This is a genomic window from Desulfurobacterium crinifex (assembly GCF_054656775.1).
Window position 1 is genome coordinate 1 of the sequence record NZ_BAAHXO010000004.1, and the last position, 15,699, is coordinate 15,699.

The window sequence follows — 15,699 nt, forward strand, 5'->3', positions numbered from 1 at the left end:
TGGGGTGTTGAGCCATTCCTGACACTTCCAGCCCAGTCAACGGACAGGATTATTGAAGAATCTCTAAAAGTGGCAAAAGAGAAAAAACTTGCAAAGAAAGGAGATAGGATAATAGTTCTTGCTGGAGCTCCAACAGGAATTCCGGGAACGACAAACCTTTTGAGGGTTGTAACGGTGAGATAGGGGGATTGAAATGAGACGTTCTGCAATTTTGATTTTTGCTCTCTTTCTGTTAGCCATGATTCTCCTGATTCCATCAATTCCTCTTGAAATAAGAAAAGGGCTTGCAGTCCTAACATTTGCAGCGGTTCTCTGGATAACCGAGGCGATCCCTTTAGCGATTACTTCCCTCTCAATTCCTGTTCTGGCAGTTCTTCTTGGGATTTTAGACGTTAAGGCTGCCTTTTCCTCTTTTGCCCATCCAATTATTTTCCTTTTCTTTGGTGGATTTGCACTTGCAACGGCTCTTACGAAGTACGGGTTAGATAAATTCCTTGCTTTCAAGATAGTTTCAGTCTCAAAAGGTTCTCTTTTTGGAACGGCAATTCTTCTCTTTGCTGCAACTGCTTTCATCTCCATGTGGATTAGTAATACATCCACAACGGCAATGATGCTTCCACTTGCTCTTGGAATAGCTGTAACAGTTTCTGCAGATAGTAGACTCAAAACTTTTCTCCTTTTAGGAATTGCTTACTCTGCAAGCGTTGGGGGAATAGGAACTCTTGTTGGAAGTCCCCCAAACGGAATAACTGCTGCAAATCTTGGAATGGAATTTACTGACTGGTTAAAGGCGGGCTTACCAGCAGTTTTTATCCTTTTCCCTCTTCTATTTCTCATTCTCTATCTCTACTTCAGACCTGATCTGAAAAGGAAAGTAACGATTGAGAACTTTACCCTTGAGATGACAAAGGAAAGAATAGGAGTTTTACTGGTTTTCCTTATTACTGTTACTCTGTGGCTCTTCAGCAAGAAGGTTGCTGCTTTCATAGGAGTTCACAAGTACTTTGATGCGGTTATAGCTGCCTTTGCTGTTATTCTTCTCTTTGCTTTCAGACTTGTAAACTGGGAGGAAATTGACAAAGGCACTGACTGGGGAACCCTCTATCTATTTGGTGGCGGTCTTGCACTATCTCACGTTTTGAAAGTCACAGGAACGAGCAAGTTTATAGCGAGGATTTTGACAGAGAATGTTGGTGGTCTGCCCCAGATTCTGGTTGTTCTTTCAGTTACCATTTTTATGATCTTCCTGACCGAGCTTATGAGCAACACTGCAACGGCTGCAATCTTTGTTCCGATTCTCATAACTGCTGCTTCACAGATGAATTTACCACCTCAGGAGCTTGCTCTACCTGCCGGAATTGCAGCTTCCTGTGCATTTATGCTTCCAGTTGCAACTCCTCCAAATGCGATAGTCTATGGAACTGGAGTGGTTAGACAGAGGGATATGATAAGGGTAGGGTTTATTCTGAATGTAGCCTTTGCCGTTGTTATCTCTCTACTTGCAGTTCTTATTCTCAACTAATTACTATAAAAAAAGTGAGAATTCCAGCTATGAAGAAAAGATAGCCAATTACGTGAAACTTGATAAGAAGTTTTCTGCTGTTTTCAAACCTTTCAACGTAAAGTTTATAGGCAATTAGATTTGCAAGAGAGCCTATCAAATTTCCAAATCCCCCAACGTTTGCTCCCCAGAGGAGAGGTTTCCACTGGTTTGTGAAGTCTGCAAAGAAAAGAGTTGCTGGAACGTTGCTCATTATCTGGCTTCCAATAGCTGAGTAGAGGAAGACTTCTGTTGGGTTCTCAAATTTTACGTTCAGAATATGGACTAAGTTGTCGGTGAGTCCAAAGAAGAAAAAGAAAGTGAGAAGGAGAAAGTAGTCAATCTTCAAGATTTTTCTATTGAAAAAGAGTGCATAAATGATGGGTGGAGCACCAGCCCACAATGGGATGAAATTTAAAACGCTTAAGATGAAGATTACGAAGAAAAGCAGTAGTAAATAAGATTCCCGTGAGTACTTAACCTCTTCTTCCACAGTTTTTACTTTTTCTTTTCCTTTTGGTGTCAGGAATATGAGTAGGATAAGTGAAACAAGAACGAGAGGAAATATCGCTTCAACGAATTCTTTGAAGTGAAGGTTGTAGTGGTAGTAGATAAAGATATTTTGTGGATTTCCAAAGGGACTCAGTGCTGAGCCGCCATTTGCAGCCATTGCTTCAAGAACAACGAGGAGTTCTACTTTTGGTATCTTCATTAAGAGCGTAAGAGGGACGACGATTATCAGTGCAACATCGTTTGTAATAAAGGCAGAGATGAAAGCTGTAAAGAGAACAAGCTTTAGAGGAACAAACCTGCCTCTTTCAACTTTTATTGCAAGATATTTCAGTAGATTACTTTTCTCAAGTCCTTTGGTAAGGATAAGAAAGACAAATAGTGTAAATAGAACCTTAAAATCATCAGTTGAGTAGTGAGGAATTCTGAAAAAGCAGAGACTCGTCAGGAAAAAGCTTAGAAATGATAGTGAGAAGAGCCATTCCTTTATTAGGAACTCTCTAATCTTTTTCATTGCGATGCGAAGTATAATAAACTTGAGATAGAATTGAATCTCCCTAATCCTATTTAGAAAGGGAGAATTTGATTACAAAGGGAGGTAGGTCTTGGAAACACTCTACAAGATAGCGGCAATTTTCTTTGACATTATCTTTGTTCTCTTTGTTGCTTACATCGTTTTCATTTTTGGTTTGAGAATTTACTGGAAGTTTAAGTCAAAAAAGATGAAGGGACAGGAGCTTCCTGTTTTGGAGGGAGAGTTTTCAAGACTTAAGAAAGGGAAAGGAGTAATTTATTTCCACGCTCCAAACTGCCGTCCATGTAAGATGGTTGATCCTGTGATAAAGAAGCTCTCAAAAGAGTTGAAGAAGGTTTCCTTTGTCAAAGTTAACATAGCAGAAACCCCGGAGCTTGCAAGAAAATTTGGAATCCTTGCAACACCATCAATTATCATCACGAAAGATGGCCATATAGAGGAAGTCCTGATGGGACCTGTTACTGAAGGGACTTTGAGGGAGAAATTGAAGTGAGAATAACCTTTAACGGTGCTGCACAGGTTGTTACTGGAAGTTGTCATCTGATAGAGACCGGGAGAACGAAGTTTCTCCTTGATTGCGGTATGTTTCAGGGTAAAGAGGAGCTTGAAGATCTAAATCCAAAATTTACCTTTGACCCACGAGAAATAGACTTTGTAATTCTTTCCCACGGCCATCTTGACCATTGTGGAAGGCTTCCGTATCTCGTAAAGAGAGGTTTTAGAGGAAAGATATTTGCCACTTCTGGAACGATAGACATTTCAAGGCTCATTCTGATGGATTCTGCTCAGGTTCAAGAGGAGCATTTAAGAACAGAGAACAGGAAAAGATTGAGGGAAGGGAAGGAGTTAAAAGAACTTCTCTATACCCTTGATGACGTCTTTGATACCTTTGACCACTTCAGACCTGTTGGATATTACCAGTGGTATGAGGTTGACGGAATCAGGTTCAAATTCTATGACGCTGGACACATCCTTTGCTCTGAATTTGTTGAGCTGGAGATTGAAGGAAAAAGATTGATTTTCAGTGGAGACATTGGAAACCACGACAAACCGTTGATTAGAGATCCTGAGAAACCACCAAAAGGGGATATTGTCCTTATTGAAACAACTTACGCAAACAGAAGACACAGGAGTTTTGAGGATTCTGTTAGAGAGTTTAAGGAAGCCATTTTAAAAACCTTTGAAAGAAGAGGGGTTGTCCTCATTCCAACCTTTGCCCTCGAGAGAGCTCAGGACATTCTCTATATCCTTAAAAAGATGTATGATGATGGGGAACTCCCAGAGTGTAAAGTCTTTTTAGATTCTCCTTTAGCAATTTCTATAACGCAAACTTTTAGAAGACATCCAGAATGTCTTGAAGAAGAAGTACTGAAAGAGTTTAAAAGAAGAGATCTCTTTTCTTTTCCCTATTTGAAGTTTACAAGGACTGTCAGAGAGTCGATGAAAATTAACGACGTAAAAGAAAGGGCAATAATCATTGCTGGAAATGGAATGTGTACGGGTGGAAGGATTCTACACCACCTGAAACATAGGCTATGGGATGAAAAGAACACAATAATCTTTGTTGGCTTTCAGGCCGAAGGGACGACAGGAAGGAAGATAATAGAAGGAGCTAAAAAAGTAAAGGTTTTCAATGAGCTAATAGCAGTAAAATCTGAGGTTTATACAATAAATGGCTTTTCATCTCATGCAGATCAACTGCAAATTGTTGAATGGCTTGAAGGGGCGCTAAAACCCGATTCAAAACTTGTTTTTGTTCACGGCGAAGCTCCAGTTATGAAAAAGTTCAAGCCAATTGTAGAGGAAAATTTTGGAGTGGAGCCGATAATTCCAGAGCTCTACCAGACTGTTGAGTTCCATTAAAGTATAATTTGGCTTCCAAACTGACTCTGGAGGCTGAAGATGAAAGTAGCCCTTGCTTGTGACCACGGTGGTTTTCGTTTAAAGGAAGTTATTAAGGCTTACCTCGAAGAGCTTGGTATAGAGTATATCGACTATGGAACCTATTCAGAGGAATCTGTTGATTATCCGGACTTTGCATACAAAGCAGCTAAAGGGATAGTAAACGGTGAAGCGGATAGAGGAATCTTCATCTGTGGAACAGGAATTGGAATCTCAATTGCAGCAAATAAAGTTAAAGGTATAAGAGCTGCACTTTGCTACAACATCTTTGCTGCTGAGATGAGCAGGAGACACAACGATGCAAATGTTCTGTGTTTCGGAGGAAGGGTTTTGGGAGAGGAACTGGCAAAGGCTATCGTAAAAGTATGGCTTGAGACTCCTTTTGATGGTGGAAGACACGAAAGAAGGGTAAACAAGATTTCTGAAATTGAAGAAAACGAATTTGGAGGTAATAGATGAAACACCTTAGAGGAGTTGACCCAGAAGTTTTTGAAGCACTAAAGTGTGAGTACAAGAGACAGAACGAACACCTTGAGCTTATTGCTTCTGAGAACTTTACAAGCGAAGCTGTGATGGAGGCTCAAGGATCTGTTCTCACAAACAAGTACGCCGAAGGTTACCCTGGAAAGAGGTACTACGGTGGTTGTGAGTGTGTTGACATTGTTGAGAGGCTTGCAATTGAGAGGTGTAAAGAACTCTTTGGAGCTGAGCACGTAAACGTTCAGCCTCACTCTGGTTCTCAGGCTAACCAGGCAGTTTACCTTGCAGTATTAAAACCTGGAGACACGATTCTCTCAATGAACCTTTCCCACGGTGGACACCTCTCCCACGGTTCTCCTGTCAACATGACAGGTAAGTACTTTAATGTCGTTCAATATGGTGTAAGAAAAGACACAGAGACAATAGACTTTGATCAGGTTTACCAGCTTGCAAAAGAGCACAAGCCAAAGCTCATAATCTGTGGTGCTTCTGCTTATCCAAGGGTTATTGACTTTGATAAGTTTAGAGAGATAGCAGACGAAGTTGGAGCTCTGCTCTTAGCTGACATTGCCCACATTGCAGGGCTTGTAGTAGCTGGACTCCATCCATCTCCAGTTGAAGCCTGCCATTTTGTTACCACAACAACCCATAAGACTCTGAGAGGTCCTCGTGGCGGTGTAACAATGTGTAAAGCTGAGTTTGCTAAGGAGATAGACAAAGCTGTATTCCCAGGACTTCAGGGTGGACCTCTAATGCACGTTATTGCAGCAAAGGCTGTAGCATTTAAAGAAGCTCAAACAGAAGAATTTAGAAAGTATCAGGAACAGATAGTGAAGAACGCCAAAGTAATGGCTGAGGAGCTCCAGAGGCAAGGCTTTAGACTTGTGTCTGGAGGAACTGACAACCACCTCATGCTTGTTGACCTCACAGACAAGGGAATTACTGGAAAAGAGGCTGAAGCTGCACTTGGAAAAGCAAACATTACAGTGAACAAGAACACAATCCCATTTGACACAAGAAGTCCATTTGTAACAAGCGGTATCAGAATCGGAACTCCAGCGATAACAACAAGGGGAATAAAAGAGGACGAAGCAAGGAGAATTGCTCAGCTCATAGCTGAAGTTCTGAAGAATATCAATGATGACTCAGTAATTGGAAAGGTTAAGGCAGAAGTTCTCGAAATCTGTGGCAAGCATCCACTTTACAATGAAATTGCAGAGCTTTATTCTTAATTCTTAAATGGGTGGGTAAAGCCCACCCTACCTTGCCTTTTGTGCCCCGTTATACCTATTTGAAATCAAAACTTCAATGACTGATGTTAGTCTCCGAGGGTGTTTAAAAATTGCCAAAAGCAATGAAAAAGCCTATCCTCTCCTTCTATGAAAGCCAAAAACTCGACTTCAAGAGGATCCTAAAACTGGTCAAAGACTACATGCAGAAAAGAGGACAGGCACTATTAATTCTAGAGGCTGTTTGAAAATTGCCAAATGAAATAAAAAGGCCTATCCTCTCTCCTCATGAGATCGAAAAAGCTAAACCCCAAGAAGATATAAAAGAGTACTTCAAGGAAAGAGAACAGGCGCTAATAAATTTATGTTCACCAATAAAAAGAGGAAGATCCAAAGAATATTCCGACTAGATCATCCTTACAATGCTCTTTCTATAGAAAGCCTGGAAACTTTCATTCAGAGAAACTGAAGACTTTGCAAAAGCCATTTTCAATAAGGGAAACATTCCTGATTATTCAACCTATTATTACCGTCTGAAACAACTTCCTCCATTACTCCTTGAAAATTTCATTGACTACCTTTTCTAGATAGAAGTCAAAAAGAAAAAAGATGGAACAGGTTTCAGATATGAAGGGCTTTATCCTCTAAAACTGTTGAGAGGAACAAAGATAAAGAAAGTTCGAGGTCATGTAAAAGTAGTAGTCCTCAGTGTTCATTTCAAAAATGGGGAGAGGCTTGTTGTCAGCGCAACAGCAAGAAAAGGATACTCAAACGAAGTTAAACACGGAGAAAGGATTCTTCATTAGATTGGTTTTGAAGAAGCCTTCAATCAGATTGAAGAGGGTAAAGCTCTTCTGGCTGATAAGGGATATGACAGTGATGAATTTATCTCTCTTGTTGTTGAGACTAAATTAAAAATAAAAGAGTTATTAGAAGTGAATTTAGGAAGTTGGCTTATGAGCTATGAACTTTATAGGCAAAGAGAGAGGATTGAGGGGTTGTTCGGGGAAGTAAAACAGGCTCTTGGTAGTTATGAGAGGACTAAATGTACTGTTTGCACTTGCAAAATTTGCTCTATTCAACTTGCTTTTGTTTTTGTACTCTTGATTTTTCAAACACCCTCACTTCATTTTTCTCACTTACACAAAATACCGTATATTACCCTTTCTGTTCTTTTGTTGGATACAGTTTAACCTTGATTATCCGTCTCATAGGGTTAATTTATTGCTGGACTGTCTTAATATCAAGCAAGACTTTAACCGCATTCCTCGCCCTTCTAAAGAAGGTGACGTCCTGTGGGAGGAATTGTGAAAGTAGAGGATCTTCTTTTTTCTCTTCCCCTTCCCGTTGCAATCACCGATGGGGAAGGGAGGATAACATATACAAATCAGAAGTTTGAATTTCTTCTGAATAAATCTTTTAAATATCTAAAAGGGAAAAAGCTTTCAGAATTCTTCAAAAATAGAGAGGAGATAGAAGAACAGTTAAAGAAATCTTACACTGATCTCCTTGAAATTTTTGGTTTCAGAGATAACAACTATTATTTGAGTTTCTCTCCCCTTTATGTAGCTTCAAAGGTTGAAGGTGTCATTGTTATCGTTCAACCTGCAGAAGATAATCCATTTGATGAGGATATCTTGTTGCTACTCAAAGGTCTTTCTCACGAGATAAGAAATCCTCTTAGCGGAATTAAAGGTGCTGCGAAACTCTTTTCCCAACTAAAGGAGTATGATGAAGAGCTGGTTACGGTTCTCCTTGAAGAAACTGAAAGGATAGAGCGTTTGCTGGACAACGTTACAAAGAGTTTTGACTTTTCCCTTTTGAACTTTGAGAAAACGAATATACACAGGATTCTTCAGAGTGTGGTCAAGCTTTTTGAATCAGAAATAAGGGAAAAAGAGATATTGATTGTCTATGACTTTGATCCCTCTTTACCTGAAATTCCCCTTGATTCAGATAGAATGACACAGGCTATTATGAATATTCTTAGAAATGCAATGGAGGCTTTCTCAGATTCCGGTGAAAAGGTCATCAAGATAGAGACTGGGTATGCTATTCAGCCTTCTGGCTTTATATTTCTTCGGATAAAAGATTCTGGTGCAGGAATGGATGAGGAGGAACTCAAAAAATTCTTACTTCCATTTTTCTCAACGAAAGAGAAAGGAATGGGACTTGGTACATTCATAGCTGCTGAGATAGTGAAGAGACACGGTGGAGAGTTAAAGGTAAAAAGCAGGAAGGGATATGGAACAGAGGTAACAGTACTTCTTCCAATGAAGAGGAGCGATGGCAAAGGTTCTGATAGCTGATGACGAGAAAAGCATAAGGGTTGTTCTCAGGAAGTATCTCTCTTCCTTAGGACATGAAGTTATCGAAGCTTCAGATGGGATAGAGGCTATTGGTGTTCTAAAAGAGAAGGGAGTTGATATTGCCTTTGTTGACATAAAAATGCCGGGAAAAACGGGGCTTGAGATATTAGATGAAGTGAAAAATGTACCAATTGTTATTTTAACTGCTTACGGTACGATGGATTACACAGTAAAGGCTATGGAAAAAGGGGCTGTTGAATACATAACCAAACCTTTCTCGTTTGAAGAAATAAAATCAATCCTTGACAAAGTTTTGATTTCTCATGAGAGAGAAGAAGAGGATATTCTTCCAGTGGAAGATGAGATTGTTGGAACAAGCAGAAAAATGCAAGAAGTTTTCAAGCTTATAGGGAGAGTTGCAAAGAGTGATGTTACGGTGCTGATAACGGGAGAGAGTGGTACAGGAAAAGAGCTCATTGCAAAAGCGATTCATAGATACTCTCATAGAAGAAATAAGCCATTCTTAGCAATTAACTGTGCAGCACTTCCTCCAAATCTCCTTGAAGCAGAGCTTTTTGGATATGAAAAGGGAGCTTTTACTGGGGCAGTTTCCAGCAAGAAAGGGATCTTTGAACAGGCAAACGGTGGGACGATTTTTCTGGATGAGATTGGGGAACTTGAGCTCTCTCTGCAGTCGAAGCTTTTGAGAGTTTTGCAGGAGAAAGAAATTAGGAGGATTGGAGGCAATAAAACCATCAAGGTGGATGTCAGAATTGTTGCTGCAACGAACAGAAACTTAGAGCAAGAAGTTAAAAAGGGAAACTTTCGGGAAGATCTGTTTTTCCGTCTCAACGTTGTAAATGTAGAGATTCCTCCACTGAGGGAAAGAAGAGAAGACATAATTCCCTTAGCTGTCTATTTCATCAAGAAGTTTTCAAGGGAGTTTAAACTACCAGTGAAAGAACTTTCAGAAAGTGCTGTTGAATGGTTACTTGGTTACGATTTTCCTGGGAATGTAAGAGAGCTGGAAAACATGATTTTGAGAGCAATGCTCCTTTCGCCCGTTGATGTCATAGATGTAAAGGATTTAAAGCCAACTGCTGCTACTACTAAAGAACCTTCCTTTGAAGAAGCGATAAGAAACTTTGTAGTTGAGGTTTTCACGGTTGAGCAAAAGGAAAAGAACAACCTTTATGATCTGGTTGTAAAGAGTGCTGAGAGAATCCTCATTTCGGAGGTTTTGAGATACTGCAATTACAATCAGGTTAAAGCTGCAAAAGTCCTCGGAATTCACAGAAACACTCTCAGAAGAAAAATAAGAGAGCTGAATATAGAAACTTCCAGTTAGACTATTCCAATTGATTTGTCTCAATTGCTTTTCATTTGATTATGCCTATAATGTAACATTACAGATGCTCTATAGATAAAGGTTGATAATTTACTCTATATTAGGTAGGTCAAATGATGAGACAGAGAGTTTCTGATAGAGTGAGAAATCAGATAATCCTGTGTCAGGATGGTTCTCCTTTTGTTCCTCAATATCCCGGGGGTATAAATTTTTTTAAGTGTACAGGCTGTGGAAAGTGTGTTAAAGTCTGCCCTCAGGGGTGTATCGAACTTCAGGAGATAGATGGAAAGTTGGTTGCTGTTCTCACTAAAGTGGAGTTCTGCATTGGCGATGGAATGTGTAAAATCGTTTGTCCTGAAGATGCTTTTTTATGAGGCATCAGTTGTTCCTCCAGTGTGGAGGATATTGAAGTTAATGAGAAAGATCTTCTGTCTGATGAAAAAGGTAACTATGCCTATCTGACTTTTGGCGGTTATCTCTATACTCCAAGTTTTTTTGAAACCATAGACAGGAACATTTGTCAAAACTGTGAGAAATGTCTCGAAATGTGTGAGACAAGGGATATTGATGAAGAAGGAAATGTCATTCCAGCATTTCCAGGATTATGCAACGGTTGTGGTCACTGCGTCAATATATGTCCATCAAAGGGTATAAAAGCTACTCCTATTCCGTTGGAAGAGATGATAAGAAGAGTCAGAGAGAGAAAAAAAGAGCAGGGCAGAGCGTTTTAATCACATGTTTTTAGACTCAGACCTGCTGTTTTAATAATTTGAGATATATTAGGATTGTCCTTCAAAAGGCGTTTTACCTCTCTAAGAGAGATAGGTTGGGTTGGTTTTAGAGTTATTTCTAAGCATGAAGGATTTTTTGTAAAGCTTATGAGTGGATATGCTATTTTCTCTCTGACCACCTGGTTGTTTTGAACATTTCTTTCAATAGTTTGGATGAGCCTCCTTTTCAATTCTTCTACAGAGATTCCTTCCTGTTTTGCTTCTTGATTGAAGAAGTTTTGAAGAAGTCCGCGGTCTCTATATCTGATGTTGAGATATGCTAATGCTATTCTTTTCAATGTGTCTTTTTCATCTGCAATGCCATTAAGTGCCATTTGAAGTTTTTCCTTTGTGATGTTTGTGAAATAGGAGGAGATCACCAAATCTCCGAGGGCTGGGGATGAGGTAGCTAAGTAGGTTGAGAGAACATTGCCGTCAAAAGAATACTCTGTATTTAAGTTTAATATCAGTTTTTCACCATTTAATCCAATGATCTTAAAGAAGTTTTTAATGAACGGTAAATTGGTTGGTATTGAAAGTCCTTCCATTTTGAGCTGAAGGCTTTCTGGTAGTTCCTTCTTTCTTGCAGTAATGGGAAGGTCAACAGTAATTTTTTCTGTAGAAATGCTGTATCCCAGTTCGGATGCTTTGAGGTTTTCAATCGTTATCCTGTTTTCCAGAAGCTGGTATTTTAGATCTGAATAGGAAACGTTGATGGGTAGTGAAGTTATTTTCCTATCAAGTTTCTCTCTCAGTTTTGCTTCTGCATAACTTTCAAGTGCAAAATAGGAAGAGACAACAGCAGCAACAAAAAGAATGAGTGTGAGAAACCACCTTAACTTCATCGTTCTATTCTCTCAGCTCCCTGCTTATTCTGTGAACCGTATCAACTAAAAACTTTGCCTTCTTAGGATCTGTTGGTGGCAAGATTCCGTGCCCAAGATTAAAGATGTGCCCTCTTGCTTTAATTCCTTCTGTGAGGATCTTTCTTACCTTTTCTTCTATTGTTTTTTCGTCAGCAAAGAGAGCTACAGGATCGAGGTTACCCTGAATTGATTTGTCTATTCTTTCAAGGGCAAAGGGAATCTCTGTTTTCCAGTCAAGACCAATGACATCAACGTTCAGCCTGTTATTAACTTCAAGGAGGTGGCTTGCATTGACTCCAAAGTGGATTATCGGAGTTTCAGGATGCCTTTTCTTTAACTCATTGACAATTTTTTCTGTGTATGGGAAGACAAATCTTTCATAATCGTCTTTTGCAAGAACTCCCATCCATGAGTCAAAGATCTGAACAAGATCAACACCTGCTTTTATCTGGGATGAAAGGTATTCTGTAACCGTTTCTGTAAGCTTTGACATAAGAGCATCCCAGAGCTCCAGATTGTTCCACATTGTTGACTTTGCAGCTATGTAGTTTTTAGAGCTCCCACCCTCTAACATATAGCTCGCTAAGGTGAATGGAGCTCCAGAAAACCCAATTAGAGGTCTATCTGTAAGTCTTTTCTTTATTAGTTGGATTGTTTCAAGGACGTAGGGAAGATCTTTTTCAGGCTCTGGAACTCTCAGCTTTTCAATGTCTTCGAGCTTTTCAATCTTTGGTTCAAGGACAGGTCCTTTTCCTTCAACAAAGCTAACATTTATTCCCATTTTCTCAACGGGAACTAAGATATCTGAAAAGAGAATTGCTGCATCAACGCCAATTTCTTCAATTGGGATAAGAGTAACCTCTGCTGCAAGCTCAGGATTCCTGCATAGATCCATAAAACTGCCAGCTTGCTCTCTTATCTTTCTGTAACGCTCAGAATACCTTCCAGCCTGTCGCATAATCCAGATAGGAGTGTAGTTGGTCTTTTCTCCTCTTGCCGCTTTTAAAATCGGATGGTTTTTCATCTTAAGCTCCTTTTTCTGGCGTCTTATTAAGAAGTCCTTTGTGCTTAACTCCGACCTTCATTCTCACAGGTATGTACTTACAGATTGGGTCTTCATGCATGTAATCGTTATGCTCCCAGTAAGCCCTTACTCTACAGCCATTACAGATTTTAACGTATTCGCAAACACCACACCTTCCTTTGTACTCCTCAATCTTCCTCATGTCCTGCATGATCTTTGATTCAAACCAGGCACGGTCAAAAGGTACATCAAACACGTTTATGTCAGAGATTGGAAAGTAGCTGCAAGGTCTGAGCCATCCGTGACAGTCAATATAGGCGATTGACTGACCTGCAACGCAACCCTTTCCACCACCTGTTCCAAATACGAGGTTACGCCTTTTAAGGTCAAGACCGTCTCTTTTAGCGTTCTGATAGAAAATTCTGTAGTAGTGAGGGGCACAGGTTGGACGAACGAGAATTGTGTTGTCTCCCTTGAGTATTAGCTCTTTTTCCAGTTCGTAGTGCCAGTTGAGCCAGTATTCAGATTCCTCAGCGTTGAGAAGCTCGGCATTTGCTTCTTCACCCCTTCCAACTGGAAGAACCAAGAACATGTACCACGCCTTTGCTCCAATTTCTCTTGCTTTCTTATAGACGTTTGGGATGTCAAAGGCGTTTCTCTTTGTAAAGGAGGAGTTGATGAGGAATGGAATATCGTGTTTCCTAAAAAGTTCTGCAGCTTTCATTACACCTTCATAAGCTCCAGGCTGCTTCCTGAAATCATCGTGGATTTCAGGGGTCGAACCATCAAGAGAAAGGGAAACCATTCTTATTCCAACCCTCTTCATTTCCTTGCAAACTTCATCATCAACGAGGGTTCCATTTGTTGCTATACACATTCTGAAGCCTTTTTCAGTTCCGTAAGCTGCTAAGTCCCAAATGTCGCTTCTGAGCAGTGGTTCACCACCAGTCAGGACAATTGTTGGTTTCGATATCTTTGCTATGTCGTCCATCAACTTCTTTCCGTCTTCAAGGGAAAAGTCTCCCTGTTCTGACTCCATTGTTGAAGCAGAACGGCAGTGAATACAGTTAAGATTACATCTTCTTGTAATTTCCCATGCTATCCACTTTGGAAGGAATTCCTCTTTTACTGCCATAGTAGCCCCTTTAGAATGTTCTGGAAAAGAAAGTTTATCAAAATAGTATTTTAAGTCTGGAATCTAACTCTGGAGTGTGGTGTATTCAAGAAGTTGTGTCAGTTGCTTTGTTGACAGAGTGATGTAAGGAAGATTTTCGGTTTTTGGCGTGTATCGGGAAAGAGGAAATTGATAGATGTTAAGTTGGGATTAAAGTAATGGTAGAAAGGAAATAATGAAGAGGCGTGACAAGCACGCCAGAGGAAAATTACTCCTTTGCAAGAGCTTCAATCTTTTCAGCCTGCTCTGCTGCTGCCAGAGCGTCTATCATCTCGTCGAGCTCACCGTCGAGGAATTCTTCAAGGTTGTAGAGGGTGAGTTTAATCCTGTGATCAGTAACCCTGTTTTCGGGAAAGTTGTAGGTTCTGATTTTCTCACTTCTATCACCGCTTCCAACCTGTGAACGCCTTGCCGAGTCAAGCTGCTCTTTCTGTTGTCTCTCGTAAAACTCTTTGAGCCTTGCTCTCAGTATCTTCATTGCTTTAATACGGTTCTGGATCTGAGAACGTTCGTTGGAGCAGGTTACAACGATTCCAGTAGGAATGTGAGTAATTCTCACGGCAGAGTCTGTTGTGTTTACGTGCTGTCCACCGGCACCAGATGCACGATATGTATCTATCTTCAGGTCTTTTTCATCGATCTGGATGTCAACCTCTTCAGCTTCTGGCAGAATTGCAACAGTTGCAGCGGATGTGTGAATCCTTCCACCGGACTCTGTTACAGGAATCCTCTGAACCCTGTGGACACCGCTTTCATACTTGAGTCTGCTGTAGGCACCTTTTCCAGAGATTGTTGCGATAACTTCCTTGATTCCACCAAGTCCTGTCTCGTTGAGAGAGAGGATTTCAACCTTCCAGCCCTTCTTTTCTGCATACCTTATGTACATCCTGAAGAGATCCTGTGCAAAGAGAGCTGCTTCCTCTCCGCCTGTTCCAGCCCTTATCTCAAGAATAACGTTTTTCTCATCGTTTGGATCTTTTGGAATCAAGAGTTTCTTAAGCTCGGTTTCTAACTGCTCCAGCCTCTCTTCTAATTCCTTCTTCTCTTCTTTTGCAAGTTCAACCAGCTCGGGTTCTTCACCCATGTCTATTATCTCAATGGCTTCCTCTATTCCCTGCTTTGTATTTTTGTACTCCATATATGTTTCATAAATTGGCTGGAGCTCTTTATGTTCTTTTGCCAGAGCCTGAAACTTCTTCTGGTCAGCAATGATCTCTGGTTTTCCCAGGCTCTCTTCTATCTCTTTGAACTTTTCTGCTATCTTTTCAAGTCTTTCGATAATTGCCCTTTCCATAAGAACTACTCCGTACATAAAGTTTAGGGTTTCAGTGATAAGGATAGTCAAAATGGCGATTTTGACAACTTTCACATGTAAGTATTAGAATTGGATCATGGCTGGAAAAAGAGAAATGTTTTTGATCGTTGTTCTGTTTCTGTTTGTTTTTGCGGGCTGTGGAAGTCCGAAGTTTGTAGTCAAGTATAGATACATTCCTCCAGAGAACCATAACGCTCAAAATTGTTTGAGGAGTTGTGAAGAGAAATTCAATAAGTGCCAGATGAATTGCAGAAAGCTCTACAATGAGTGCCTGAAAGGGGCTTATAATAGCGCAACAAAGCTCTATCAGGAGCTCCTCAAGTCATACAACGTGGAACTAAAAGCCTATGCTGAGGAGTGTCGCGTTTACAGTGAAGAACTCTCTTCATGGAACGGCAGATATAGGAAAATCTATCGGGATTATCTCTTCTTTAAAAAGGTCTGTAATAGGGATCACGACAAATATGCCTGTCGCAGAAAAAGGGATTTAGAAAAAGAACTAAATGCTATGGAAAGAGAAAAGCCCCGAAAGCCTGTAAGACCAGTTAAGCCAGATCTTGACAGACTGGTTAACAGATTGTCTTTGAAGTGTCTCAGTAATTGTGGATGTCAGAGGATCTATGATAATTGCTTTGTATCGTGTGGAGGTAAACTTTACCCTGAGAAGTTCTGTGTGGAAAACTGTAAGTAGGAGGTG

The 15,699-nt window shown here is 40.3% G+C and carries 17 protein-coding genes and 1 pseudogene; 13 read left to right on the forward strand and 5 right to left on the reverse strand.

The features are described 5' to 3' along the window. A partial coding sequence (locus ACYQ3A_RS01675; protein ID WP_459895057.1) for a pyruvate kinase alpha/beta domain-containing protein occupies nt 1-183 on the forward strand: 183 nt, incomplete at its 5' end. 10 nt (nt 184-193) lie between these two features. Next, entirely contained in the window at nt 194-1,522 is a 1,329-nt protein-coding gene (locus ACYQ3A_RS01680) for a DASS family sodium-coupled anion symporter (protein ID WP_459895060.1), read from the forward strand. Here ACYQ3A_RS01680 and ACYQ3A_RS01685 read toward each other — a convergent pair. Beyond that, nucleotides 1,515-2,564 (reverse strand): SLC13 family permease, encoded by a 1,050-nt coding sequence (locus ACYQ3A_RS01685; protein ID WP_459895062.1) that lies wholly within the window; start codon nt 2,562-2,564, stop codon nt 1,515-1,517. The two genes, ACYQ3A_RS01680 and ACYQ3A_RS01685, sit on opposite strands and share 8 nt — an antisense overlap. Nucleotides 2,565-2,655: 91 nt before the next feature. On the opposite strand from ACYQ3A_RS01685, the gene ACYQ3A_RS01690 reads away from it, so the two are divergent. The 10 genes and pseudogenes from ACYQ3A_RS01690 to ACYQ3A_RS01735 all read left to right on the forward strand — a co-directional run bounded on the left by ACYQ3A_RS01690 (nt 2,656) and on the right by ACYQ3A_RS01735 (nt 10,584). Continuing rightward, on the forward strand, nt 2,656-3,078 hold the full coding sequence (locus ACYQ3A_RS01690; protein WP_459895064.1) for a thioredoxin family protein: 423 nt from the start codon (nt 2,656-2,658) through the stop codon (nt 3,076-3,078). Continuing rightward, nucleotides 3,075-4,448, forward strand: a complete 1,374-nt coding sequence (locus ACYQ3A_RS01695) for an MBL fold metallo-hydrolase (RefSeq protein WP_459895067.1) — start codon at nt 3,075-3,077, stop codon at nt 4,446-4,448. Before ACYQ3A_RS01690 ends, ACYQ3A_RS01695 begins: the two co-directional genes overlap by 4 nt. A 39-nt stretch (nt 4,449-4,487) precedes the next feature. Further along, on the forward strand, nt 4,488-4,946 hold the full coding sequence (gene rpiB / locus ACYQ3A_RS01700; RefSeq protein WP_459895069.1) for a ribose 5-phosphate isomerase B: 459 nt from the start codon (nt 4,488-4,490) through the stop codon (nt 4,944-4,946). Beyond that, nucleotides 4,943-6,199: a serine hydroxymethyltransferase gene (locus ACYQ3A_RS01705; protein WP_459895072.1), complete on the forward strand. Its 1,257-nt coding sequence runs from the start codon at nt 4,943-4,945 to the stop codon at nt 6,197-6,199. The genes rpiB and ACYQ3A_RS01705 overlap by 4 nt, the downstream gene beginning before the upstream one ends. Nucleotides 6,200-6,309: 110 nt before the next feature. After that, complete coding sequence (locus tag ACYQ3A_RS01710; RefSeq protein WP_459895074.1) at nt 6,310-6,444, forward strand: hypothetical protein; 135 nt, start codon at nt 6,310-6,312, stop codon at nt 6,442-6,444. 45 nt (nt 6,445-6,489) lie between these two features. Next, nucleotides 6,490-7,389: pseudogene (locus ACYQ3A_RS01715) on the forward strand (transposase). A 114-nt stretch (nt 7,390-7,503) separates the two neighbouring features. Then, complete coding sequence (locus ACYQ3A_RS01720; protein ID WP_459895077.1) at nt 7,504-8,505, forward strand: two-component system sensor histidine kinase NtrB; 1,002 nt, start codon at nt 7,504-7,506, stop codon at nt 8,503-8,505. Then, nucleotides 8,483-9,853 carry a sigma-54-dependent transcriptional regulator gene (locus ACYQ3A_RS01725; protein ID WP_459895080.1) on the forward strand — a complete coding sequence of 457 codons (1,371 nt, stop codon included), beginning with the start codon at nt 8,483-8,485 and terminating at the stop codon, nt 9,851-9,853. The genes ACYQ3A_RS01720 and ACYQ3A_RS01725 overlap by 23 nt, the downstream gene beginning before the upstream one ends. Nucleotides 9,854-9,966: 113 nt before the next feature. Next, nucleotides 9,967-10,227, forward strand: a complete 261-nt coding sequence (locus ACYQ3A_RS01730; protein ID WP_459895083.1) for a 4Fe-4S binding protein — start codon at nt 9,967-9,969, stop codon at nt 10,225-10,227. A 21-nt stretch (nt 10,228-10,248) separates the two neighbouring features. Next, nucleotides 10,249-10,584, forward strand: a complete 336-nt coding sequence (locus ACYQ3A_RS01735; protein ID WP_459895086.1) for a 4Fe-4S dicluster domain-containing protein — start codon at nt 10,249-10,251, stop codon at nt 10,582-10,584. Here the strand turns inward: ACYQ3A_RS01735 and ACYQ3A_RS01740 are convergent. From ACYQ3A_RS01740 to prfA, 4 genes are all read right to left on the reverse strand, one after another. Continuing rightward, nucleotides 10,581-11,468 (reverse strand): hypothetical protein, encoded by an 888-nt coding sequence (locus ACYQ3A_RS01740; protein ID WP_459895089.1) that lies wholly within the window; start codon nt 11,466-11,468, stop codon nt 10,581-10,583. The two genes, ACYQ3A_RS01735 and ACYQ3A_RS01740, sit on opposite strands and share 4 nt — an antisense overlap. A gap of 4 nt (nt 11,469-11,472) precedes the next feature. Then, nucleotides 11,473-12,513, reverse strand: coding sequence for a uroporphyrinogen decarboxylase (gene hemE, locus ACYQ3A_RS01745; RefSeq protein ID WP_459895091.1), 1,041 nt, complete (start codon nt 12,511-12,513; stop codon nt 11,473-11,475). Nucleotide 12,514: 1 nt separating this feature from the next. After that, nucleotides 12,515-13,648 carry a radical SAM protein gene (locus tag ACYQ3A_RS01750; protein ID WP_459895094.1) on the reverse strand — a complete coding sequence of 378 codons (1,134 nt, stop codon included), beginning with the start codon at nt 13,646-13,648 and terminating at the stop codon, nt 12,515-12,517. A 247-nt stretch (nt 13,649-13,895) separates the two neighbouring features. Continuing rightward, on the reverse strand, nt 13,896-14,981 hold the full coding sequence (gene prfA, locus ACYQ3A_RS01755; protein WP_459895096.1) for a peptide chain release factor 1: 1,086 nt from the start codon (nt 14,979-14,981) through the stop codon (nt 13,896-13,898). 97 nt (nt 14,982-15,078) lie between these two features. Here prfA and ACYQ3A_RS01760 point away from each other — a divergent pair, with 97 nt between their 5' ends. After that, entirely contained in the window at nt 15,079-15,693 is a 615-nt protein-coding gene (locus ACYQ3A_RS01760; RefSeq protein WP_459895099.1) for a hypothetical protein, read from the forward strand. Nucleotides 15,694-15,699: the final 6 nt, after the last annotated feature.

Excerpts from the sequence above, each read along its gene's own strand:
- ACYQ3A_RS01680 (WP_459895060.1), top strand. The coding sequence starts at position 194 with ATGAGACGTTCTGCAATTTTGATTTTTGCTCTCTTTCTGTTAGCCATG.
- prfA (WP_459895096.1), bottom strand. The coding sequence starts at position 14,981 with ATGGAAAGGGCAATTATCGAAAGACTTGAAAAGATAGCAGAAAAGTTC.
- ACYQ3A_RS01750 (WP_459895094.1), bottom strand. The coding sequence starts at position 13,648 with ATGGCAGTAAAAGAGGAATTCCTTCCAAAGTGGATAGCATGGGAAATT.
- rpiB (WP_459895069.1), top strand. The coding sequence starts at position 4,488 with ATGAAAGTAGCCCTTGCTTGTGACCACGGTGGTTTTCGTTTAAAGGAA.
- ACYQ3A_RS01740 (WP_459895089.1), bottom strand. The coding sequence starts at position 11,468 with ATGAAGTTAAGGTGGTTTCTCACACTCATTCTTTTTGTTGCTGCTGTT.
- ACYQ3A_RS01730 (WP_459895083.1), top strand. The coding sequence starts at position 9,967 with ATGATGAGACAGAGAGTTTCTGATAGAGTGAGAAATCAGATAATCCTG.
- hemE (WP_459895091.1), bottom strand. The coding sequence starts at position 12,513 with ATGAAAAACCATCCGATTTTAAAAGCGGCAAGAGGAGAAAAGACCAAC.
- ACYQ3A_RS01725 (WP_459895080.1), top strand. The coding sequence starts at position 8,483 with ATGGCAAAGGTTCTGATAGCTGATGACGAGAAAAGCATAAGGGTTGTT.
- ACYQ3A_RS01685 (WP_459895062.1), bottom strand. The coding sequence starts at position 2,564 with ATGAAAAAGATTAGAGAGTTCCTAATAAAGGAATGGCTCTTCTCACTA.
- ACYQ3A_RS01705 (WP_459895072.1), top strand. The coding sequence starts at position 4,943 with ATGAAACACCTTAGAGGAGTTGACCCAGAAGTTTTTGAAGCACTAAAG.
- ACYQ3A_RS01760 (WP_459895099.1), top strand. The coding sequence starts at position 15,079 with ATGGCTGGAAAAAGAGAAATGTTTTTGATCGTTGTTCTGTTTCTGTTT.